16 protein-coding genes are annotated in these 21,482 nt (G+C 56.3%); 9 read left to right on the forward strand and 7 right to left on the reverse strand.

Annotated elements, in window-relative coordinates; all coding sequences use genetic code 11:
* Nucleotides 1–6: 6 nt before the first annotated feature.
* Nucleotides 7–438, reverse strand: a complete 432-nt coding sequence (ppdD, locus tag A1WC_RS21490) for a prepilin peptidase-dependent pilin (protein WP_002888683.1) — start codon at nucleotides 436–438, stop codon at nucleotides 7–9.
* A gap of 181 nt (nucleotides 439–619) precedes the next feature.
* Complete coding sequence (nadC, locus tag A1WC_RS21485; protein ID WP_002888684.1) at nucleotides 620–1,513, reverse strand: carboxylating nicotinate-nucleotide diphosphorylase; 894 nt, start codon at nucleotides 1,511–1,513, stop codon at nucleotides 620–622.
* Nucleotides 1,514–1,646: 133 nt separating this feature from the next.
* Between nadC and ampD the strand changes: the two genes are divergently transcribed.
* The gene (gene ampD, locus A1WC_RS21480) at nucleotides 1,647–2,210 is read left to right on the forward strand and encodes a 1,6-anhydro-N-acetylmuramyl-L-alanine amidase AmpD (protein ID WP_016160299.1); all 564 of its coding nucleotides are present in this window, start codon (nucleotides 1,647–1,649) and stop codon (nucleotides 2,208–2,210) included.
* Nucleotides 2,207–3,061, forward strand: a complete 855-nt coding sequence (gene ampE, locus A1WC_RS21475; protein WP_012542846.1) for a beta-lactamase regulator AmpE — start codon at nucleotides 2,207–2,209, stop codon at nucleotides 3,059–3,061. Before ampD ends, ampE begins: the two co-directional genes overlap by 4 nt.
* Before the next feature lie 120 nt (nucleotides 3,062–3,181).
* On the opposite strand, the gene A1WC_RS21470 is transcribed toward ampE, so the two are convergent.
* The 3 genes from A1WC_RS21470 to aroP form a co-directional block, all read right to left on the reverse strand.
* Nucleotides 3,182–4,132: a family 43 glycosylhydrolase gene (locus A1WC_RS21470; RefSeq protein WP_012968931.1), complete on the reverse strand. Its 951-nt coding sequence runs from the start codon at nucleotides 4,130–4,132 to the stop codon at nucleotides 3,182–3,184.
* Nucleotides 4,132–5,538 (reverse strand): glycoside-pentoside-hexuronide (GPH):cation symporter, encoded by a 1,407-nt coding sequence (locus A1WC_RS21465; protein ID WP_008807414.1) that lies wholly within the window; start codon nucleotides 5,536–5,538, stop codon nucleotides 4,132–4,134. The genes A1WC_RS21470 and A1WC_RS21465 overlap by 1 nt, the downstream gene beginning before the upstream one ends.
* 184 nt (nucleotides 5,539–5,722) lie before the next feature.
* Nucleotides 5,723–7,093 carry an aromatic amino acid transporter AroP gene (gene aroP, locus A1WC_RS21460; protein WP_008807413.1) on the reverse strand — a complete coding sequence of 457 codons (1,371 nt, stop codon included), beginning with the start codon at nucleotides 7,091–7,093 and terminating at the stop codon, nucleotides 5,723–5,725.
* Between the two features lie 644 nt (nucleotides 7,094–7,737).
* Between aroP and pdhR the strand changes: the two genes are divergently transcribed.
* From pdhR to A1WC_RS21435, 5 genes are all read left to right on the forward strand, one after another.
* On the forward strand, nucleotides 7,738–8,517 hold the full coding sequence (gene pdhR, locus A1WC_RS21455) for a pyruvate dehydrogenase complex transcriptional repressor PdhR (protein WP_002888699.1): 780 nt from the start codon (nucleotides 7,738–7,740) through the stop codon (nucleotides 8,515–8,517).
* A 137-nt stretch (nucleotides 8,518–8,654) separates the two neighbouring features.
* Nucleotides 8,655–11,318: a pyruvate dehydrogenase (acetyl-transferring), homodimeric type gene (gene aceE, locus A1WC_RS21450; protein ID WP_008807412.1), complete on the forward strand. Its 2,664-nt coding sequence runs from the start codon at nucleotides 8,655–8,657 to the stop codon at nucleotides 11,316–11,318.
* Nucleotides 11,319–11,332: 14 nt separating this feature from the next.
* A complete protein-coding gene (gene aceF / locus A1WC_RS21445; protein ID WP_012542843.1) occupies nucleotides 11,333–13,225 on the forward strand; it encodes a pyruvate dehydrogenase complex dihydrolipoyllysine-residue acetyltransferase in 1,893 nt (630 codons plus the stop codon).
* A gap of 206 nt (nucleotides 13,226–13,431) precedes the next feature.
* Nucleotides 13,432–14,856 (forward strand): dihydrolipoyl dehydrogenase, encoded by a 1,425-nt coding sequence (gene lpdA, locus A1WC_RS21440; RefSeq protein ID WP_002888731.1) that lies wholly within the window; start codon nucleotides 13,432–13,434, stop codon nucleotides 14,854–14,856.
* 164 nt (nucleotides 14,857–15,020) lie between these two features.
* A complete protein-coding gene (locus A1WC_RS21435) occupies nucleotides 15,021–15,305 on the forward strand; it encodes a hypothetical protein (protein WP_008807410.1) in 285 nt (94 codons plus the stop codon).
* Nucleotides 15,306–15,349: 44 nt separating this feature from the next.
* On the opposite strand, the gene A1WC_RS21430 is transcribed toward A1WC_RS21435, so the two are convergent.
* Both A1WC_RS21430 and A1WC_RS21425 read right to left on the reverse strand, forming a co-directional pair.
* A complete protein-coding gene (locus tag A1WC_RS21430) occupies nucleotides 15,350–16,156 on the reverse strand; it encodes a DUF2950 family protein (RefSeq protein ID WP_016160300.1) in 807 nt (268 codons plus the stop codon).
* Nucleotides 16,157–16,167: 11 nt separating this feature from the next.
* Nucleotides 16,168–17,772 carry a DUF3300 domain-containing protein gene (locus tag A1WC_RS21425; protein WP_016160301.1) on the reverse strand — a complete coding sequence of 535 codons (1,605 nt, stop codon included), beginning with the start codon at nucleotides 17,770–17,772 and terminating at the stop codon, nucleotides 16,168–16,170.
* A 431-nt stretch (nucleotides 17,773–18,203) separates the two neighbouring features.
* Between A1WC_RS21425 and acnB the strand changes: the two genes are divergently transcribed.
* Both acnB and yacL read left to right on the forward strand, forming a co-directional pair.
* The gene (gene acnB / locus A1WC_RS21420) at nucleotides 18,204–20,801 is read left to right on the forward strand and encodes a bifunctional aconitate hydratase 2/2-methylisocitrate dehydratase (RefSeq protein ID WP_016160302.1); all 2,598 of its coding nucleotides are present in this window, start codon (nucleotides 18,204–18,206) and stop codon (nucleotides 20,799–20,801) included.
* 187 nt (nucleotides 20,802–20,988) lie between these two features.
* Nucleotides 20,989–21,351, forward strand: coding sequence for a protein YacL (gene yacL / locus A1WC_RS21415; RefSeq protein ID WP_004204373.1), 363 nt, complete (start codon nucleotides 20,989–20,991; stop codon nucleotides 21,349–21,351).
* The last annotated feature ends 131 nt before the right edge of the window (nucleotides 21,352–21,482 follow it).

Below are 21,482 nucleotides of genomic sequence, written 5' to 3' on the forward strand. Positions count from 1 at the left end.
TTGCCCTTACTTCACCCGGAAGACGTCTTCGCAGGCCTGCTGAAGGGCGCTGTTGCCGGTGATAGTGCAGACGCGCTGCCAGCCAGTGACGCCCTCGGCGTTATCCCAGGTCGGCGTCAGGGTGACGCCCAGTCCGTTCAGGCTTTCCTGGCCGGTGAGGGTGACGACCCCTTTGGCCACGCTCATAGCGGAGAGGTAGCGTGTGGTTGTCGGCGAGGGAATGCCGTTGCTGCCGCCGTCGCATGGCGTCAGGCCGCCATGATCGAGCGCGCAAAGTTCGATGGCCGTCCGATAGGGGACAAAGGTCTGCAGCAGGTCGGTGAGGGCGGCTTTACGCAGGTAGTTCTGGTAGGCCGGGATGCCAATGGCGCTGAGAATAGCGATGATCCCAATGACCACCATCAGTTCAATCAGGGTGAAACCACGTTGTTTATCCATAAGTCGCTCCTTGTTGTGACAGGAGCACTGTGACGGGATTCGGGATGTCAGGCGAGAAGGCGAAAACGATCCGGGAAACCAGATTCCAGGGTTTTTACTTTGCTTACATGGTGGGCATGAACGGCTGCGAGTCGGCTCGCAAATTCAGGCCCTCACGCCCGGAAGCGTGAAGGCCAATTTCTTAGCGAAAACGCATCGACAGGTCGAGCGCCTGCACATGTTTGGTCAGGGCGCCGACGGAGATATAGTCGACGCCGGTGTCGGCAAATTCGCGGATGGTGTCGAAGGTGACGTTACCGGAGACCTCCAGAGCCGCCTGGCCTGCGGTGATTTTCACCGCCTCGCGCATCAGGTCGGTGGTGAAGTTATCGAGCATAATGATGTCCGCCCCGGCTTTTAACGCCTGCTCCAGCTCATCCAGGGTTTCCACTTCCACTTCCACCGGCACATCAGGATGTAGCCAGAACGCCTTTTCCACCGCCTGACGGATCGAGCCGGAGGCGATGATATGGTTTTCTTTAATCAGGAAAGCGTCGAACAGGCCCAGGCGGTGGTTGGCGCCGCCGCCGCAGAGTACCGCGTATTTCAGCGCGGTACGCAGCCCTGGTAGCGTTTTACGGGTATCCAGGAGTTGGGTTTTGGTGCCGGCCAGCAGGTCGACGTAGCGACGGACGACGCTGGCGACGCCGGAGAGAGTTTGCACAAAGTTCAGCGCCGTGCGTTCGCCGGTGAGCAGAATACGCGACGGGCCTTCCAGCTCGAACAGCGGCTGGTCGGCTTTGACCGCATCGCCGTCGGCCACGTGCCAGGTGATATTCACGTCGTCACCGGCGAGCTGAATAAAGACCTCTTCCACCCAGCGTTTGCCACAGAAGACGCCATCTTCGCGGGTAATGACCACCGCATGGGAGCGTGCATCCTGCGGCAATAATTGCGCGCTAATATCGTTGTTGGCGTCGACTTCGCCGCCCAAATCTTCCCGCAGGGAGTGTGCGACAGCATCGGTAATATCGAGGTTAATACGTTCCAGCAGCACGTCACGGCGGCGGTCGGGGTTGTAACGACGAGGCGACATGATAAAGCTCCAGATAGATAAGATTCAGAAGTGGGAAACATGCTAACCTGAACGACGTTTCAGTACCATACACACTTCATCCTTTGGGCCGGCGTGTGGCCCGGAAGCATGAGTTCGCGAAAGGAGATCCCGCATGCAGTTGAACGAGGGATGGCTGGTCGGCGCGCGTCGGGTTCCCTCGCCGCACCATGACTGCCGTCCGGATGAAGAAGCCCCTTCCTTACTGGTGGTGCATAACATTAGCCTGCCACCGGGTGAATTTGGTGGTCCGTGGATTGATGCGCTGTTCACTGGCACCCTGGATCCCCATGCGCATCCTTTCTTTGCCGAGATTGCTCATCTGCGCGTTTCGGCACATTGTCTGATTCGCCGTGATGGCGAAATCGTGCAGTATGTGCCTTTCGATAAGCGTGCGTGGCATGCGGGGGTCTCCTGCTATCAGGGGCGAGAACGCTGCAATGACTTTTCCATTGGCATTGAGCTGGAAGGCACGGATACCCTGACGTATACCGATGCGCAGTACCAGCAGCTGGCGGCGGTGACGGAACTACTGATCACGATTTACCCGGCTATCGCCGAAAACATCGCGGGCCACAGCGATATCGCGCCCGTGCGGAAAACCGATCCAGGACCGGCCTTTGACTGGATAAAATTCCGGGCGCTACTCAGTGCGCCGTCAGATAAGGAGACATCATGACGCTGTTTACGACGCTGCTGGTGCTTATCGCCGAACGGCTGTTTAAGCTGGGCGAACACTGGCAGCTTGATCATCGGCTGGAGGTGGTGTTCCGCCGGATAAAACATTTTTCGCTGCTGGGCACGCTGCTGATGACGGTGGTGGCTGTCGCGGTGGTGTATCTCATTCAGCGCCTGCTGCAGGGGCAGCTATTTAACGTACCTCTGCTGGTGTTCTGGATCTTGCTGGGCCTGTTGTGCATCGGGGCAGGCAAGGTTCGGCTGCATTATCATGCCTATCTGAAAGCGGCGTCGCGCAATGACAGTCGCGCCTGCGATGCCATGGCCAGCGAGCTGACGCTGATCCACGGCGTACCGCCGGGCTGCGATGAGCGTGAATATCTGAGTGAGCTGCAAAATGCGCTGCTGTGGATTAACTATCGATATTACCTGGCGCCGCTTTTCTGGTTTGTGGTGGGGGGCGCGTGGGGGCCGCTGACGCTTATCGCTTATAGCGTCCTGCGTGCCTGGCAGACGTGGCTGGCGCGCTACCAGACGCCGCATCATCGTTTGCAGTCTGGAATCGATGGTCTCTTGCATATCGTGGACTGGCTGCCGGTGCGTCTGGTGGGGGTTGTCTATGCTCTGGTGGGGCATGGAGAGAAAGCGCTCCCGGCGTGGTTTGCATCGTTAGGCGACCGCCATTCATCGCAGTATCAGGTATTGACCCGCCTGGCGCAGTATTCCCTGGCTCGTGAACCGCACGTGGATAAAGTGGCGACCCCGAAGGCCGCGGTGTCGATGGCCAAGAAAACCTCGCTGGTGGTGGTGGTGATCATGGCGCTGCTGACGATTTACGGCACCCTGGTTTAACGGCCTGAGCCCGCGCTCAGCCTGCCACGATACATGCACCTGCGGGACTCTTGTTGCCGGGTGGCGGCTTCGCCTGACCCGGCCTGCAGAACCCGCGTCAGCGGGCTTCATTCCGAACCGCTACAGCGTATCCGCCGGCGGGATGCCGAAGTCGGGCATCCCGTCCTCCCTCCAGCTGACGAGTTTTAACCGCGTATGGCGATTGGGGTCATACAGTGGATCGCCTTCTATCTCGGTGTAATTCCGCGCGTGATACACCAGCACATCTTCCCCTGCCGGCGTTTGGGTAAAACTATTATGGCCCGGGCCATACTGGCGGTTTTCATAGCTGGTACGAAAGACCGGCTGCGGGGCTTTATGCCAGTTCGTCGGCTGCAGCGGATCGGCCTGCCGGTCGATCCATAACAACCCCATGCAGTAGTTTTCATCGGTGGCGCTGGCGGAATAGCTGATGAACAGCTTATCGCCATGCACCAGCACCGCAGGACCTTCGTTGACCTTAAATCCCCGGCACTCCCAGTCGAACTCCGGCTTGCTCAGCATGACCGGCTCGCCTTTTAGCGTCCACGGGTTGGCCATTTCAGCAAGATATAAGTTTGAGTTGCCTTCGATATGCGGGGATTTTTGCGCCCACAGATACCAGCGTTTGCCCTGATGGATAAAAGTAGTGGCATCGAGGGCGAAGGTATCGAAAGGCGTGACCACCTGGCCTTTTTCCTGCCAGCGACCGGTCAGCGGATCGTTGTCGGCGCACTCGAGAACGAACATGCGATGCTGGAACATCCCCAGCGCATCCAGATCGTGAGTATGGGTGGCGGCAAAATAGATATACCACTTACCGTCTATTTCATGCAGCTCCGGCGCCCAAATCAGCTGGCTCATCGGCCCGCTTTGCGGCGCGCGCCAGACCACTACCGGCTCAGCATCGCGCAATCCTTCAAGGGTGGCCGCGCGCCGGATCTCCAGCCGGTCATATTCCGGTACCGAGGCAATAAAGTAGTAGTGATTAAGGTGGCGCAGAATAAAGGGGTCTGCGCGCTGTTCAATAAAGGGGTTTGGCCAGTTGTTCATCAGGCTTTCCTTACGTGTTCACTGGTTTTCAATTCCTGGTATTCGTTCAGCTCGCTGTAGTTGCTGCGGCGCTTCTCTAAATCGCTTTGAATCTGGCGCATCAGGGTGCGGTCAACCTTCAGCAGGCGCACCACGCCGGCGGTGATCAGATAGCCGACGCCGGGGATGACCGAGAATAGGAGCACGATGCCGTTGAGGGCGGAGGCGCTTTGCGCTTTCGCGCCGGCGTCGTAGCCGTACCATGACAGCAGGAAACCGACCATTGCTCCGGCGACCGCCAGGCCGACCTTGAGGAAGAACAGATTGCCGGAGAAGCTAATGCCGGTGATGCGCTTACCGGTTTTCCACTCGCCATAGTCGTCAACGTCGGACATCAGCGACCAGTGCAGCGGAGAGGGGATCTGATGCAGGATGTTGAGCAGGAAGTAGAGCACCATAATCAGCGTGGTGGCGTGCGGATTAAAGAAGTAGAAGGCGCAGGAGAAAATCGCCAGCACGATGTTGGTCCAGAAGAAAACCTGCAGTTTGCACCAGCGGTCGGTGAGGACTTTCGCCAGCATGCTGCCAATCATCATCCCGACCACGCCGAGGCTGATAAACAGGGTGGCAAAATGGGTGCTTTGTCCCATCACCCAGGTGACGTAATACATGGTGGCGGCCATGCGAATAAAGCCCGGGCAGACGTTGCACAGCGTGAGCAGCAGGATGCGCACCCACTGGTCATTTTTCCACACGTCTTTGAGGTCTTTTTTCAGTTCATCATTCGTCTGCACCGCCGGGTGTATGCGTTCACGCACGGTAGCGAAGCAGAACAGGAACATACACATGCCGATAAAGGCCAGCACGGTCATCGCCATCTGGTAGCCCTTCGCTTTATCGGCGCCGCCGAACCAGTCGGCCATTGGCAGCAGCGTCAATGACAGCAGCAGCGTGGCGATACCCACCATCACAAAACGATAGGACTGGCAGGCAACGCGTTCTTTCGGATCAGCGGTCATCACCGTTCCCAGCGAGCAGTAGGGGATGTTAATCGCGGTATAGGTCACCGACAGCAGAAAGTAGGTCACGAACGCATAGATAACTTTGCTGTTATAGGTCCACTCAGGAGTAGTGAACATCAGCACGCTGAACAGGGCGTAGGGGAAGGCAATCCACAGTAGCCATGGACGAAAGCGGCCATATTTACTGCGGGTACGGTCGGCAAGGGCGCCCATAATCGGATCGGTCACCGCATCGATGACGCGCACCGACAACAGCAGTACGCCGACCAGCGCCGGCGCCAGGCCGAAGATATCGGTATAAAAATAGTTAACAAACAGCATGATGGCGCCAAATATGATATTGCATCCGGCATCACCCATCCCGTAACCAATCTTTTCCTTTATTGATAGTCTATTGTCTGCCATGTGCGGTCTCTCCGTTGCAGTATGGAGAGAATTATTGGCTGCTATCGAGGGAAATACGTTGCAGGAACTCGTTAACGATATGGATATATCAGCTATGGAGGGGAAAGTGTGAAGCAGATAACAATGCTCTGCGCCCGTTATTCAGGGAGGGGCGCAGAGCAAAGAGAAATATTTATGAGATGTATTATTGTGCTTTTATGGTGGCGGCGGCTTTCTGTTTAAACAGATAGCCCACGCCCAGCACCGCAATCCATACCGGGATCAGCCAAACGGAAATCGCCATCCCCGGGGTCATCAGCATAATCACCAGCACTGCCGCCATAAACAGCAGGCACACCCAGTTACCCAGCGGGTAGAAGAGGGCAGGGAAGCGAGTGGTGACCCCCTGCTGCTGTTTGGCGCGACGGAATTTCATATGCGCCAGGCTGATCATCGCCCAGTTGATAACCAGGGCCGAGACCACCAGCGCCATCAACAGGCCGAAGGCGGATTCCGGCGCCAGGTAGTTTATCAGTACGCACAGCGCGGTCACCAGGGCCGAGACGAGGATGGTATTCACCGGCACGCCGCGTTTGTCGACGCTGAGCAGCGCTTTCGGCGCGTTACCCTGCTGGGCAAGGCCGAACAGCATACGGCTGTTGCAGTAGACGCAGCTGTTATAAACCGACAGAGCCGCCGTCAGCACCACGACGTTAAGGGCATTTGCCACCAGCGTATCGCCAAGCTCATGGAAAATCAGGACGAATGGGCTGGTGTCCGCGGTCACGCGGGTCCACGGCAGCAGGGAGAGCAGCACCGCCAGCGAGCCAACATAGAAGATCAGGATACGGTAGATAACCTGGTTGGTGGCTTTCGGAATGCTTTGCTCCGGATTATCCGCTTCCGCCGCGGTGATCCCCACCAGCTCCAGACCGCCGAAGGAGAACATGATGATCGCCATCATCATTACCAGTCCGGTAAAGCCGTGCGGCAGGAAGCCACCCTGATCCCACAGGTTACGTACCGTCGCCTGCGGGCCGCCGTTGCCGCTGAACAGCAGCCAGCCGCCGAACAGAATCATCGCCACCACGGCGACCACTTTGATAATCGCGAACCAGAACTCCATTTCCCCGAACACTTTCACGTTGGTCAGGTTAATGGCGTTGATAGCGATGAAGAAGACCGCCGCAGAGGCCCAGGTCGGGATTTCCGGCCACCAGAACTGGATATATTTGCCGACGGCGGTGAGTTCCGCCATGGCCACCAGGACATACAGCACCCAGTAGTTCCAGCCGGAAGCGAAGCCGGCAAAGCCGCCCCAGTATTTATATGCGAAGTGGCTAAACGAACCTGCTACCGGCTCTTCCACCACCATCTCACCCAACTGACGCATGATCAGAAAGGCGATAAAGCCGGCGATAGCGTAACCAAGAATGATACCCGGGCCGGCGGACTGAATGACGGACGCGCTTCCCAGAAACAGGCCGGTGCCGATAGCCCCGCCCAGCGCGATAAGCTGAATGTGGCGGTTTTTCAGGCCGCGCTTCAGCCGATCGCCGTGCTGTTGACCTTCCATATGAAACCTCGTGTGTGGTTATTTTTTGTGTACGTCATCCGTCAGGTTGCTGCTGCTCTGCTGTCCCTGCCAGAAAGCATAGCCAGCGAAAATTTGGGCGAAGTGGCTCACTTTTTACCTGAGTGATGGCGCGCACATATTGTTGTGTTTGTGTATTTAGCGACTTCCGTTTCTGTATTGTTTTGTTTACGGAAGGCGGTGTGGTAATTCAAAAAAAGGCCTTTCGTCTGAGGGAGAATAGTGTTAAGCGCGACCGAATGCACCTGCTTTATGAAGGGATGATGACGATGTGTCTAAAAAGACATCAATAGACACATTCAGTATTATTCCATCGCATTACCCATGAGTGGTTATTTATTCTGTTAATTTGATTTTTTATTCATCTATGGCGCAGTTGAATCGGTTCAGATAGCGTAATTTTTCGTTTCCATAAAGTTAACGCTACCCCTTTGTGAGTAAACGTAACATTTGTGCAAGGTTACATTTCTGAAATGTTATTTCTGTAAGGTTGTTAAAATGTCCGCGGTTTACTGATTTCAATCAAAACCTGTATGGACAGAAGGTGAATACTTTGTTACTTTAGCGCTACGAACTTTAAATTGGTAAGACCAATTGACTCCGGGCTAATGGCAGAGACAGGGAATATGGCCTACAGCAAAATCCGCCAACCAAAATTATCCGATGTGATAGAGCAGCAGCTGGAGTTTCTGATCCTTGAGGGGACCTTGCGCCCCGGTGAAAAACTTCCGCCCGAACGCGAACTGGCTAAGCAGTTCGACGTTTCCCGCCCCTCGCTGCGTGAGGCGATTCAACGCCTCGAAGCCAAGGGCTTGTTGCTTCGTCGTCAGGGAGGTGGAACGTTTGTTCAGAGCCGCCTGTGGCAGAGCTTCAGCGATCCGCTGGTCGAGCTGCTGTCCGATCACCCTGAATCCCAATTCGATCTGCTTGAGACCCGTCACGCGCTGGAAGGCATCGCGGCTTATTACGCGGCGCTGCGCAGCAATGATGAAGATCGCGATCGTATCCGCGAGCTGCATCAGGCCATTGAACGGGCGCAGCAGTCGGGCGATCTGGACGCTGAGTCCGGCGCCGTCGTCCAGTATCAAATCGCCGTCACCGAGGCGGCACACAATGTGGTTTTGCTCCATCTGCTAAGGTGTATGGAGCCGATGCTGGCACAAAACGTTCGTCAGAACTTTGAATTGCTGTATGCCCGCCGGGAAATGCTCCCGTTGGTCAGCAACCATCGTACTCGCATTTTCGAGGCGATAATGGCCGGGGAGCCGGAGCAGGCGCGTGAGGCGTCGCACCGTCACCTGGCGTTCATTGAGGAAATTTTGCTGGACCGTAGCCGTGAGCAGAGTCGTAGAGAGCGCTCACTGCGTCGTTTACAGCAACGAAAGGACGAGAACTCCGGTTCTTAAGCGCCATTTTTAGAGCGCGGCAACTAAACGCAGAACCTGTCTTATTGAATTTTTGGTTGTTCAAAGGTGAAGAACGAAGAGTTCAATGGGACAGGTTCCAGATTAATCAACGATTAGATAGATAAGGAATACCCCCCATGTCAGAACGTTTACCAAATGACGTGGATCCGATCGAAACTCGCGACTGGCTACAGGCGATCGAATCGGTCATCCGTGAAGAAGGTGTTGAGCGTGCTCAGTATCTTATTGACCAACTCCTTTCTGAAGCCCGCAAAGGCGGGGTGAAAGTGGCTGCTGGCGCATCGACCGGCGGTTACGTCAACACTATTGCCGTTGAAGATGAACCGGAATACCCGGGTAATCTGGATCTGGAACGTCGTATCCGTTCTGCGATCCGCTGGAACGCGATCATGACCGTTCTGCGCGCATCGAAAAAAGATCTCGAACTGGGCGGCCACATGGCTTCCTTCCAGTCTTCCGCAACCTTCTACGAAGTGTGCTTCAACCACTTCTTCCGCGCACGCAACGAGCAGGATGGCGGCGATCTGGTGTACTTCCAGGGCCACATCTCTCCGGGCGTGTATGCGCGTGCTTTCCTGGAAGGTCGTCTGACTGAAGAGCAGATGAACAATTTCCGTCAGGAAGTTCACGGTAAAGGTCTGTCCTCTTATCCGCACCCGAAACTGATGCCGGAATTCTGGCAGTTCCCGACCGTTTCTATGGGTCTGGGCCCAATCGGGGCAATTTATCAGGCTAAATTCCTGAAATATCTGGAACACCGTGGTCTGAAAGACACCTCCAAACAAACCGTTTATGCTTTCCTGGGCGACGGTGAGATGGACGAGCCGGAATCTAAAGGTGCGATCACCATCGCCACCCGCGAAAAGCTGGACAACCTGGTCTTCGTTATCAACTGTAACCTGCAGCGTCTTGATGGCCCGGTAACGGGTAACGGCAAAATCATCAACGAACTGGAAGGCATCTTCGCGGGCGCTGGCTGGAACGTTATCAAGGTTATCTGGGGCGGTCGTTGGGATGAGCTGCTGCGTAAAGACACCAGCGGTAAGCTGATCCAGCTGATGGAAGAAACCGTTGACGGCGATTACCAGACCTTCAAATCCAAAGACGGTGCATATGTGCGCGAGCACTTCTTCGGTAAATATCCGGAGACCGCGGCGCTGGTTGCCGACTGGACTGACGAGCAGATTTGGGCCCTGAACCGCGGCGGCCACGATCCGAAGAAAGTTTACGCTGCACTGAAAAAAGCGCAGGAAACCAAAGGCAAAGCGACCGTAATCCTCGCCCATACCATTAAAGGTTACGGCATGGGTGACACCGCTGAAGGTAAGAACATCGCCCACCAGGTTAAGAAAATGAACATGGACGGCGTTCGTTACGTCCGCGATCGTTTCAACGTGCCGGTTGCCGATGCCGATCTCGAAAAACTGCCGTACGTCACCTTCCCGGAAGGTTCCGAAGAGCACACCTATCTGCACGCTCAGCGCCAGAAACTGCACGGCTATCTGCCGAGCCGTCAGCCGAACTTCTCTGAGAAGCTGGAGCTGCCGACGCTGGAAGATTTTGCTCCGCTGCTGGAAGAGCAGAATAAAGAGATCTCTACCACTATCGCATTCGTTCGTGCCCTGAACGTGATGCTGAAGAACAAATCCATCAAAGACCGCCTCGTGCCGATTATCGCCGACGAAGCGCGTACTTTCGGTATGGAAGGTCTGTTTCGTCAGATCGGTATTTACAGCCCGAACGGCCAGCAGTACACCCCGCAGGACCGTGAGCAGGTTGCTTACTACAAAGAAGACGAGAAAGGCCAGATCCTGCAGGAAGGGATCAACGAGCTGGGCGCAGGCGCATCCTGGCTGGCTGCGGCGACTTCTTACAGCACCAACAACCTGCCGATGATCCCGTTCTACATCTACTACTCGATGTTCGGGTTCCAGCGTATCGGCGACCTGTGCTGGCAGGCAGGCGACCAGCAGGCTCGTGGCTTCCTGATCGGTGGTACTTCCGGTCGTACAACGCTGAACGGCGAAGGTCTGCAGCACGAAGATGGCCACAGCCATATTCAGTCGCTGACTATCCCGAACTGTATCTCTTACGATCCGTCCTATGCATACGAAGTGGCGGTCATCATGCATGATGGCCTGGAGCGTATGTACGGTGAGAAACAAGAGAACGTTTACTACTACATCACTACGCTGAACGAAAACTACCACATGCCGGCCATGCCGGAAGGCGCCGAGGAAGGTATCCGTAAAGGTATCTACAAACTCGAAACCATTGAAGGTAGCAAAGGTAAAGTTCAGCTACTGGGCTCCGGTTCTATCCTGCGTCACGTTCGTGAAGCAGCGCAGATCCTGGCGAAAGACTACGGCGTGGGCTCTGACGTGTATAGCGTCACCTCCTTCACCGAACTGGCGCGTGATGGCCAGGATTGCGAACGCTGGAACATGCTGCACCCGCTGGAAACCCCGCGCGTGCCGTATATCGCTCAGGTAATGAACGACGCTCCGGCCGTGGCATCCACTGACTATATGAAACTGTTCGCTGAGCAGGTTCGTACTTATGTACCGGCTGATGATTACCGCGTACTGGGTACCGATGGCTTCGGTCGTTCCGACAGCCGTGAAAACCTGCGTCACCACTTCGAAGTCGATGCTTCCTATGTGGTCGTTGCAGCGCTGGGCGAACTGGCTAAACGTGGTGAAATCGATAAGAAAGTGGTGGCTGACGCTATCGCGAAATTCGACATCGATGCAGAAAAAGTTAACCCGCGTCTGGCGTAAGAGGTAAAAGAATAATGGCTATCGAAATCAAAGTACCGGACATCGGGGCTGATGAAGTTGAAATCACCGAGATCCTGGTCAAAGTGGGCGACAAAGTAGAAGCTGAACAGTCGCTGATCACCGTAGAAGGCGATAAAGCCTCTATGGAAGTCCCGTCTCCGCAGGCTGGCGTCGTGAAAGAGATTAAAGTCTCCGTCGGCGACAAAACCGAGACTGGCAAACTGATTATGATTTTCGATTCCGCCGAGGGTGCAGCAGCCGCTGCACCTGCGCAGGAAGAGAAGAAAGAAGCCGCTCCGGCTGCGCCAGCAGCTGCCGCGGCAGCGAAAGAAGTTCACGTCCCGGATATCGGCGGCGATGAAGTTGAAGTTACCGAGATCATGGTTAAAGTGGGCGACACCATCGCCGCTGAGCAATCCCTGATCACCGTAGAAGGCGATAAAGCCTCTATGGAAGTGCCGGCGCCGTTCGCGGGTACCGTGAAAGAGATCAAAATCAACACCGGTGACAAAGTGTCCACCGGCTCCCTGATCATGATCTTCGAAGTGGCGGGCGCTGCGCCTGCCGCCGCACCTGCTCAGGCTGCTGCTCCGGCGGCGGCTGCTCCAGCTGCGGCTGGCGGTGCGAAAGACGTTAACGTACCGGACATCGGCGGCGACGAAGTTGAAGTCACCGAAGTGATGGTCAAAGTCGGCGATAAAGTGGCTGCTGAGCAGTCCCTGATCACCGTCGAAGGCGACAAAGCGTCTATGGAAGTGCCGGCGCCATTCGCAGGTACCGTCAAAGAGATCAAAATCAGCACCGGCGATAAAGTCAAAACCGGTTCCCTGATCATGGTCTTCGAAGTGGAAGGCGCTGCGCCTGCCGCCGCGCCGGCTCAGGCTGCTGCTCCGGCACCGGCTGCTGCACCGGCTCAGGCCGCTAAGCCTGCCGCTGCACCGGCTGCGAAAGCAGAAGGCAAAACTGAATTCGCTGAAAACGATGCTTACGTTCACGCGACGCCGCTGATTCGCCGCCTGGCGCGCGAGTTCGGCGTTAACCTGGCAAAAGTGAAAGGCACCGGCCGTAAAGGTCGTATCCTGCGCGAAGACGTTCAGGCTTATGTGAAAGACGCGGTTAAACGCGCTGAATCCGCACCGGCGGCTGCCGCTGGCGGCGGTATCCCGGGCATGCTGCCATGGCCGAAGGTTGACTTCAGCAAGTTTGGTGAAATCGAAGAAGTGGAACTGGGTCGTATCCAGAAAATCTCTGGGGCTAACCTGAGCCGTAACTGGGTGATGATCCCGCACGTTACCCACTTCGACAAAACCGATATCACCGATCTGGAAGCGTTCCGTAAGCAGCAGAACGCCGAAGCTGAGAAGCGTAAACTGGACGTGAAATTCACCCCAGTGGTCTTCATCATGAAAGCCGTTGCCGCTGCGCTTGAGCAGATGCCGCGCTTCAACAGCTCGCTGTCCGAAGATGGTCAGCGCCTGACGCTGAAGAAATACATCAACATCGGTGTGGCGGTTGATACCCCGAACGGTCTGGTGGTTCCGGTCTTCAAAGACGTGAATAAGAAGAGCATCACCGAGCTGTCTCGTGAACTGACCACCATCTCGAAGAAAGCGCGTGATGGCAAACTGACGGCTGGCGAAATGCAGGGCGGTTGCTTCACCATCTCCAGCATCGGCGGCCTGGGCACTACCCACTTCGCGCCGATTGTTAACGCGCCGGAAGTGGCCATCCTGGGCGTGTCTAAGTCCGCGATGGAGCCGGTATGGAATGGTAAAGAGTTCGTTCCGCGTCTGATGATGCCGATCTCTCTGTCCTTCGACCACCGCGTCATCGACGGTGCTGATGGTGCCCGCTTCATTACCATCATTAACAACACCTTGAGCGACATTCGCCGCCTGGTGATGTAATCGAAAAAGCCGGCCTGACGGCCGGCTTTTTTCTGATAACCTCAGGCTGTTGGGGATTATCAGCAACAAAGGACAAAATCGTTTGCCGTTTGTTGTTTAAAAATTGTTAACAATTTTGTAAAATACACGCGGATAGAACGTCCCGGTGGACTTGGGCGTAAGAATAATAGCGTCAGACCCGCCGGATATAAATTACAGAGGTCATGATGAGTACTGAAATCAAAACTCAGGTCGTGGTACTTGGGGCAGGCCCCGCAGGTTACTCTGCAGCCTTCCGTTGCGCTGATTTAGGTCTGGAAACCGTCATCGTAGAACGTTACAGCACCCTCGGTGGCGTTTGCCTGAACGTGGGTTGTATCCCGTCTAAAGCGCTGCTGCACGTGGCAAAAGTTATCGAAGAAGCGAAAGCGCTGGCCGAACACGGCATCGTTTTCGGCGAACCGAAAACCGACATTGACAAGATCCGCACCTGGAAAGAAAAAGTTATCACTCAGCTGACCGGCGGCCTGGCTGGCATGGCTAAAGGCCGTAAAGTGAAAGTGGTTAACGGTCTGGGTAAATTTACCGGCGCCAACACCCTGGAAGTGGAAGGCGAAAACGGTAAAACCGTGATCAACTTCGACAACGCCATCATCGCGGCGGGCTCCCGTCCGATTCAGCTGCCGTTTATCCCGCATGAAGATCCGCGCGTATGGGACTCCACCGACGCCCTGGAGCTGAAATCTGTACCGAAACGCATGCTGGTCATGGGTGGCGGTATCATCGGTCTGGAAATGGGTACCGTATACCATGCGCTGGGTTCAGAGATTGACGTGGTTGAAATGTTCGACCAGGTTATCCCGGCGGCCGATAAAGACGTGGTGAAAGTCTTCACTAAACGCATCAGCAAGAAATTCAACCTGATGCTGGAAACCAAAGTGACTGCCGTTGAAGCGAAAGAAGACGGTATTTACGTTTCCATGGAAGGCAAAAAAGCGCCGGCTGAAGCGCAGCGTTACGACGCCGTGCTGGTCGCTATCGGTCGCGTACCGAACGGCAAAAACCTCGACGCAGGTAAAGCGGGCGTGGAAGTGGACGATCGTGGCTTCATCCGCGTTGACAAACAAATGCGCACCAACGTGCCGCACATCTTTGCTATCGGCGATATCGTCGGTCAGCCGATGCTGGCGCACAAAGGCGTACACGAAGGTCACGTTGCCGCAGAAGTTATCTCCGGCCTGAAACACTACTTCGATCCGAAAGTGATCCCGTCCATCGCCTACACTGAGCCAGAAGTGGCATGGGTTGGTCTGACTGAGAAAGAAGCGAAAGAGAAAGGCATCAGCTACGAAACCGCCACCTTCCCGTGGGCTGCTTCCGGCCGTGCTATCGCTTCCGACTGCGCAGACGGTATGACCAAACTGATCTTCGACAAAGAGACCCACCGTGTTATCGGCGGCGCGATTGTCGGCACCAACGGCGGCGAGCTGCTGGGTGAGATCGGCCTGGCTATCGAAATGGGCTGCGACGCTGAAGACATCGCGCTGACCATCCATGCTCACCCGACTCTGCACGAGTCTGTTGGCCTGGCGGCAGAAGTCTTCGAAGGCAGCATCACCGATCTGCCAAACGCCAAAGCGAAGAAAAAGTAACTTTTTCTTTCAGGCTAAAAGCATAAGCGGCTCCCGGAGCCGCTTTTTTTATGCCTGATGTTTAGAACTATGTCTCCGTTCATAAACCGCTACACCTCATACATACTTTGAAAATAATCACGCCATAAACTTATAGGCAGTTAACGATATAGTTGAGGTGTGAGATGAAACGCTTTTTAACCGCAGCGCTGGTCGCTGCAACGTGCCTATCCGGTGTGGCCTGCGCGGCTGACGCCACCATCCCCTGGGCGGACAACAGCGGTGGCACGGAAACGACCCATATCGCGGCGATGGGGCAGGATCTGAATGCCCAGCATCAGCAGGTGACGAAGACGAATGAAGGGGTATGGGCAGCGAACTCCGGAAGCATCAGCGCTGATGAAGCGGCATTATCCAGCACAAAGCCGACTTTTGCTGGCGATCCGTCTCTGATGCCCCATCAGGGCTAAGCGAATAGAAACGCCAGGTTGCTTGAGGGCAACCTGGCGTTTTTTTATGGTTTGACAACCTGCCAGCCGGCGTCAGCATCGGGGGCAAAGCGCGTGATGGCCTGCGCTTTTGCGGCGCTCTCTTCGCCGAGATTAGCCTGATAAACGGTATCGTGCAGATCGATCATAAAGCTCATCACTCCGGTTTCACCCCATTCCACAGGCCAGGCGAGCAAGGCCGCATCCTGGTCATCGCGGCCTGCGATAATGCGGAAACGATAGCCATGATAACCGGCGCCGGGCTCCGTCGGGCTGAATGCCGGCCCCAGCGGGCTGGGCGTCTCACCCGGCGACGTCGGCCAGTACAACCCATCTTTTTTGCCTTCACTGCTGATGATTTTCTGCGCCCAGCGGTGATTAAGCTGGTAGTAATCCTGCTGGGCGTCAACGTAAGCGTGCATGGCGGCTATCGCTGACAGTTCATTGCGACCGATGGCGCGGGTGAGGATCTCCTCTTCGCCTGCGGCCATATCAAAGCGCCAGCCCTGAGACGTTTTTACGATAGGCACCGGCAACCGCCATGCCTCGCTGCCGACGTCGAGCCAGGCGTTATCACCCTGCTGCACGATGACATGTTTTACCTGCCAGTCGCGCTGAAAACGGTCGACGGCGCTGGGGTCGATCCCATCGGTAGGTAAAAATTGCTGCCAGTTATCGCCGAGCACCTTGCTCAGCGCCGCTTCATTTTGCTGGCTGAGCGCCTCAGCCAGCGCGCTCGCGGCCTGTTCCGGGGTAGAAAACGGCTGCTGGGCGAAGGCGGCTAACGGTGACAGTATCAATGTGAACAGGGCAATAGGTAATAGGTTTCTCATTCTGCTCATCCTCAGCGGCGGCGCAGTTCATGGTGTTCGGAAAGACGTTCTCTGGCGCCGCCACGCTCCTCGCGGTTTACAGCGGAAAACTGCCGACTTTGCAGTCCCCGTTCCTGCTGCGCTTGCCAGGAGGGGGCGCGGCTTTCGTTGCCGCTAAGAGCGCTGGCGCGTAAATGACTAACCTGCTGCTGACGCTGCGCGGGCGTGGCGGACTGGATCTGCTGCCGATGCTGTTGCTGCTGAGGTGTCAGGTTCTGCTCGCGGCTCTTAACGGTTTCCCGACGCTGCTGTTGTTGCGGCGTGGGATTTTTCAACTGCGTTTTCGCCGCCTCGCGACGCTGCTGCTGGGTCGAGGTTGGTGTGCTGTCGTAACCGCGATAGTTGCTGCGCTGGGTGGCTTGTTTCAATTGCGCCGAAGCTGCCTGACGCTGGGCATCGCGTGAGGCGTTGTTTGCCGCCAGGTTGCCCGCTGTCGCCGCCGGTACGTTATGCTGCAGCTGGGTCATCGCTGCCTGGCGCTGCGCTTCGCGATCGACTGGCGCATGTTGGGTAGCGCTCAGCCCGCCAGCAACGTTGGTCTGATGGAAGCGTTGAGCAACCGTATTATCGGGATACGGTGTGTGACCGCGATAGGCAGGATTATGCTGCCAGTTAACGTGGTTGCCCGGCAGGTTTTCTCCCGTTATATGATTGAAATTATTTACATTAATATTGATGTTATCGCCATTATGCGAGTAATCGCCGTGGTGATAGTCGTCATCGTGATGGTGGTGGTCATCATCATCCCAGTCGATGCTGCTAAACAGCGCCCAGGTAGTGGCCACGCCCAGGCTGTAACCGAAGCCTTTGACGAAGCTATCGGTAAACTGCTCCCCGGGAGGCGGCGGCAGGTAGACCGGCGGATAGGCGCTGTTTGGCCAGGTGCCATAGACGGTGGAGGGGTTATAGCTGGGAACATAGACCACCTGCGGATTGGTCGGTTCTATTTTAATGACCTGCGTGGGTGCAGGCGCCGCCGAGTGGGTGGTGGACGTTGCTGCCGTGCTGCTGGCGGAAACCGGTGCGGCAGGGGTGACAATCACTTTCTGCTGTGGCGTGGATTTCAGGGTCCCGGTCTGCTGGGCAATAGTGCGCAGGCGCTGCACTGAATCCATCACATCATGCGGCTGGGCCAAAAACGCATTGCCGAGGTTCTCCACCCAGGGCGGATTTTCGCCCATCATCGCCAGCAGGGCAGGGAAAGCGACAAGGGATTTGACGCTGGGATCCCACGGCTGACTGGCAACCGCCTGAACCGCCGCATCCCCTTTCATCGCGGGGTTATCCTGGGACCACTGTACCGCCTGCATGACGTTGTCGGGATAAGTGGAGGCCATCAACACCTGCGACAGCAGACTGTCCGGGTAGAGCGCGATGGGCGCGACCCACTGATCAATTTGCGCCTGGGTGTAGGTGGTGGTCACCGGCTGTGTCGTAGACGCTGCGGGCGCTGGCTGGGCTGGCGGTTCAGCGATCGTCGTCGGGGTTCGGCTTTGCACATAGAGTGTTCCCGCCGCCGCGAGTAAGCCAGCGCTACAGAGCAGGGCGATGATATGGGGTTTGAACGGCAGTGACATGGAAGCTCCTGACCCAAAAAGTAACCCATCTCGCTAAAGTATTGGCGAAAACGGCGCGTTTGCTGAGTATAAGTAAGCGGTATGGCTTTTTATTGATTATTGTTGGGATCGGCCCGGGGAGTTGTACGCGGAAAGGAATTTTTGTCGCGGGATTTGAACAGAAAGCCTGCAATATCCTGCCCTTAACGATTCAGCTAAATTTTAATGTTGCTTTTTTGTAAACAGATTAACACCTTTCAAAAATCCTGCTATGCTGCCGACGCGGTATCGGGCATTTACCCTACAAACTGCTGTCTCACAGGAGCGTGAAGAAAATCGCCCAGCCACTAAATCCTTCAAGATGCGTCAAGGCGGCAAACTGCCAATACCGAAGCAGATTGATTGAAGACGTGTAGGCCGCATTATGACAATGAGAAGCGAGGAGAACCGTCGTGCTAGAAGAATACCGTAAGCACGTAGCTGAGCGTGCCGCCATGGGGATTGTTGCCAAACCCTTAGATGCAACCCAAATGGCCGCGCTGGTAGAACTGCTGAAAAACCCGCCTGCGGGCGAAGAAGAATTCCTGTTAGACCTGCTGATTAACCGTGTACCGCCGGGCGTCGACGAAGCCGCCTATGTTAAAGCTGGATTCCTTGCCGCGATCGCCAAAGGCGAAGCGACCTCCCCTCTGGTAACCCCTGAAAAAGCCGTTGAACTGCTGGGCACCATGCAGGGCGGTTACAACATTCACCCGCTGATTGATGCGCTGGACGACGCGAAACTGGCGCCGATTGCCGCGAAAGCGCTGTCTCATACTCTGCTGATGTTCGATAACTTCTACGACGTAGAAGAGAAAGCGAAAGCGGGTAACGAGCACGCAAAACAGGTCATGCAATCCTGGGCTGATGCTGAGTGGTTCCTGAACCGCCCGCAGCTGGCAGAGAAAATCACCGTTACCGTCTTCAAGGTCACCGGCGAAACCAATACCGATGACCTGTCTCCGGCGCCGGATGCCTGGTCTCGCCCGGATATCCCACTGCATGCGCTGGCGATGCTGAAAAACGCCCGCGAAGGTATTGATCCGGACCAGCCGGGCGTCGTCGGCCCGATTAAACAAATCGAAGCGCTGCAGCAGAAAGGCTATCCGCTGGCCTACGTCGGCGACGTGGTCGGGACGGGTTCCTCGCGTAAATCCGCGACCAACTCGGTGCTGTGGTTTATGGGCGACGATATCCCGAACGTGCCGAACAAGCGCGGCGGCGGCCTGTGCCTGGGCGGCAAAATCGCGCCAATCTTCTTCAACACCATGGAAGATGCGGGTGCGCTGCCTATCGAAGTTGATGTGTCAAACCTGAACATGGGCGACGTGATTGACGTTTACCCGTTCAAAGGCGAAGTGCGTAATCACGAAACCAACGAACTGCTGGCCAGCTTCGAGCTGAAGACCGATGTGCTGATCGACGAAGTGCGCGCCGGTGGCCGTATTCCGCTGATCATCGGCCGCGGCTTGACCACCAAAGCGCGCGAAGCGCTGGGGCTGCCGCACAGCGACGTCTTCCGTCAGGCGAAAGACGTGGCGGAAAGCACCCGCGGCTTCTCTCTGGCGCAGAAAATGGTTGGCCGCGCCTGCGGCGTTGCCGGTATCCGTCCGGGCGCCTACTGCGAGCCGAAAATGACCTCTGTCGGTTCTCAGGACACCACCGGTCCAATGACCCGTGATGAACTGAAAGACCTGGCGTGCCTGGGCTTCTCCGCTGACCTGGTGATGCAGTCCTTCTGCCACACCGCAGCCTATCCGAAGCCGGTTGACGTGACCACGCACCATACCCTGCCGGACTTCATCATGAACCGCGGCGGTGTTTCTCTACGTCCGGGCGATGGCGTTATCCACTCCTGGCTGAACCGCATGCTGCTGCCGGATACCGTGGGTACCGGCGGCGACTCCCATACCCGTTTCCCAATCGGTATCTCCTTCCCGGCGGGCTCTGGTCTGGTGGCCTTCGCCGCTGCGACCGGCGTGATGCCGTTGGATATGCCGGAATCGGTGCTGGTGCGCTTCAAAGGGAAAATGCAGCCGGGTATCACCCTGCGCGACCTGGTTCATGCCATCCCACTGTATGCCATCAAGCAGGGCCTGCTGACCGTTGAGAAGAAAGGTAAGAAAAACATCTTCTCTGGTCGCATCCTCGAGATCGAAGGTCTGCCGGATCTGAAAGTCGAGCAGGCATTTGAACTGACCGATGCGTCCGCTGAGCGTTCTGCTGCCGGTTGCACCATCAAGCTGAACAAAGAGCCGATCGTTGAGTACCTGAACTCCAACATCGTCCTGCTGAAGTGGATGATCGCCGAAGGCTACGGCGACCGCCGTACGCTGGAACGCCGTATCCAGGGCATGGAAAAATGGCTGGCGGATCCGCAGCTGCTGGAAGCCGACGCTGACGCGGAATACGCGGCAGTGATCGACATCGATCTGGCGGATATCAAAGAGCCAATCCTGTGCGCGCCGAACGATCCAGACGATGCCCGTCTGCTGTCTGACGTGCAGGGCGAGAAGATCGACGAAGTGTTCATCGGTTCCTGCATGACCAACATCGGCCACTTCCGTGCCGCCGGTAAGCTGCTGGACAGCCACAAAGGCCAGCTGCCGACTCGCCTGTGGGTGGCGCCGCCAACCCGTATGGACGCCGCGCAGCTGACCGAAGAAGGCTACTACAGCGTGTTTGGTAAGAGCGGGGCGCGTATCGAAATCCCTGGCTGTTCCCTGTGTATGGGTAACCAGGCTCGCGTGGCCGACGGTGCGACGGTGGTCTCCACCTCCACCCGTAACTTCCCGAACCGTTTAGGTACCGGCGCTAACGTCTATCTGGCCTCTGCCGAGCTGGCAGCGGTGGCTTCTCTGCTCGGCAAATTGCCGACGCCGGAAGAGTACCAGACCTTCGTGGCGCAGGTGGATAAGACAGCGGAAGATACCTACCGTTATCTGAACTTTAACCAGCTGGATCAGTACACTGAAAAAGCTGACGGCGTGATCTTCCAGACCGCGGTGTAAAACCATTCGGTCAGCCCGGCTGACCGTTTGGCGATAAACTCCCCAATGCCCGGTGAACATTGCATCACCGGGCATTTTTATTTCCAAACCTCCTGCCCGTTACGCTTTTTTTCTTTCTGTCTGCTGCGATAATTACTGCATGGGTACAGTGCAGCGGTGACGCATTGCCCTTGCAGAGGAAAAGACTATGGACTACGAATTTCTGCGCGATATTACCGGAGTGGTAAAGGTGCGAATGTCGATGGATCACGAGGCGATTGGCCACTGGTTCAACGAAGAGGTGAAAGACAATCTTGCCCTGCTTGATGAAGTGGAGCAGGCTGCACGCACCGTGAAGGGCAGTGAACGTTCCTGGCAGCGGGCTGGCCATGAATATACGTTGTGGCTGGATGGCGAAGAGGTGATGATCCGCGCCAATCAGCTGGAATTTTCTGGCGACGAAATCGAGGAGGGGATGAGCTACTACGACGAAGAAAGTCTCTCTCTCTGCGGCGTGGAGGATTTCCTGCAGGTCGTTGCCGCTTATCGTGAATTTATGCAGCAGCGTTAATGATGCCGGGTGGCGCAAGACCGTAGCCCTGCTAAGCGTAGCGTGAGCAGGGTAATCCCCCGGTAGCGGCTGGTGCCTTACCCGGGCGACCAGGCGGCGCAGTACCCCAGGCCCGGCAAGCGCAAGCGCCG

Source organism: Klebsiella sp. KTE92, from assembly GCF_000398905.1.
GTDB classification, from domain to species: Bacteria; Pseudomonadota; Gammaproteobacteria; order Enterobacterales; family Enterobacteriaceae; genus Klebsiella; species Klebsiella variicola.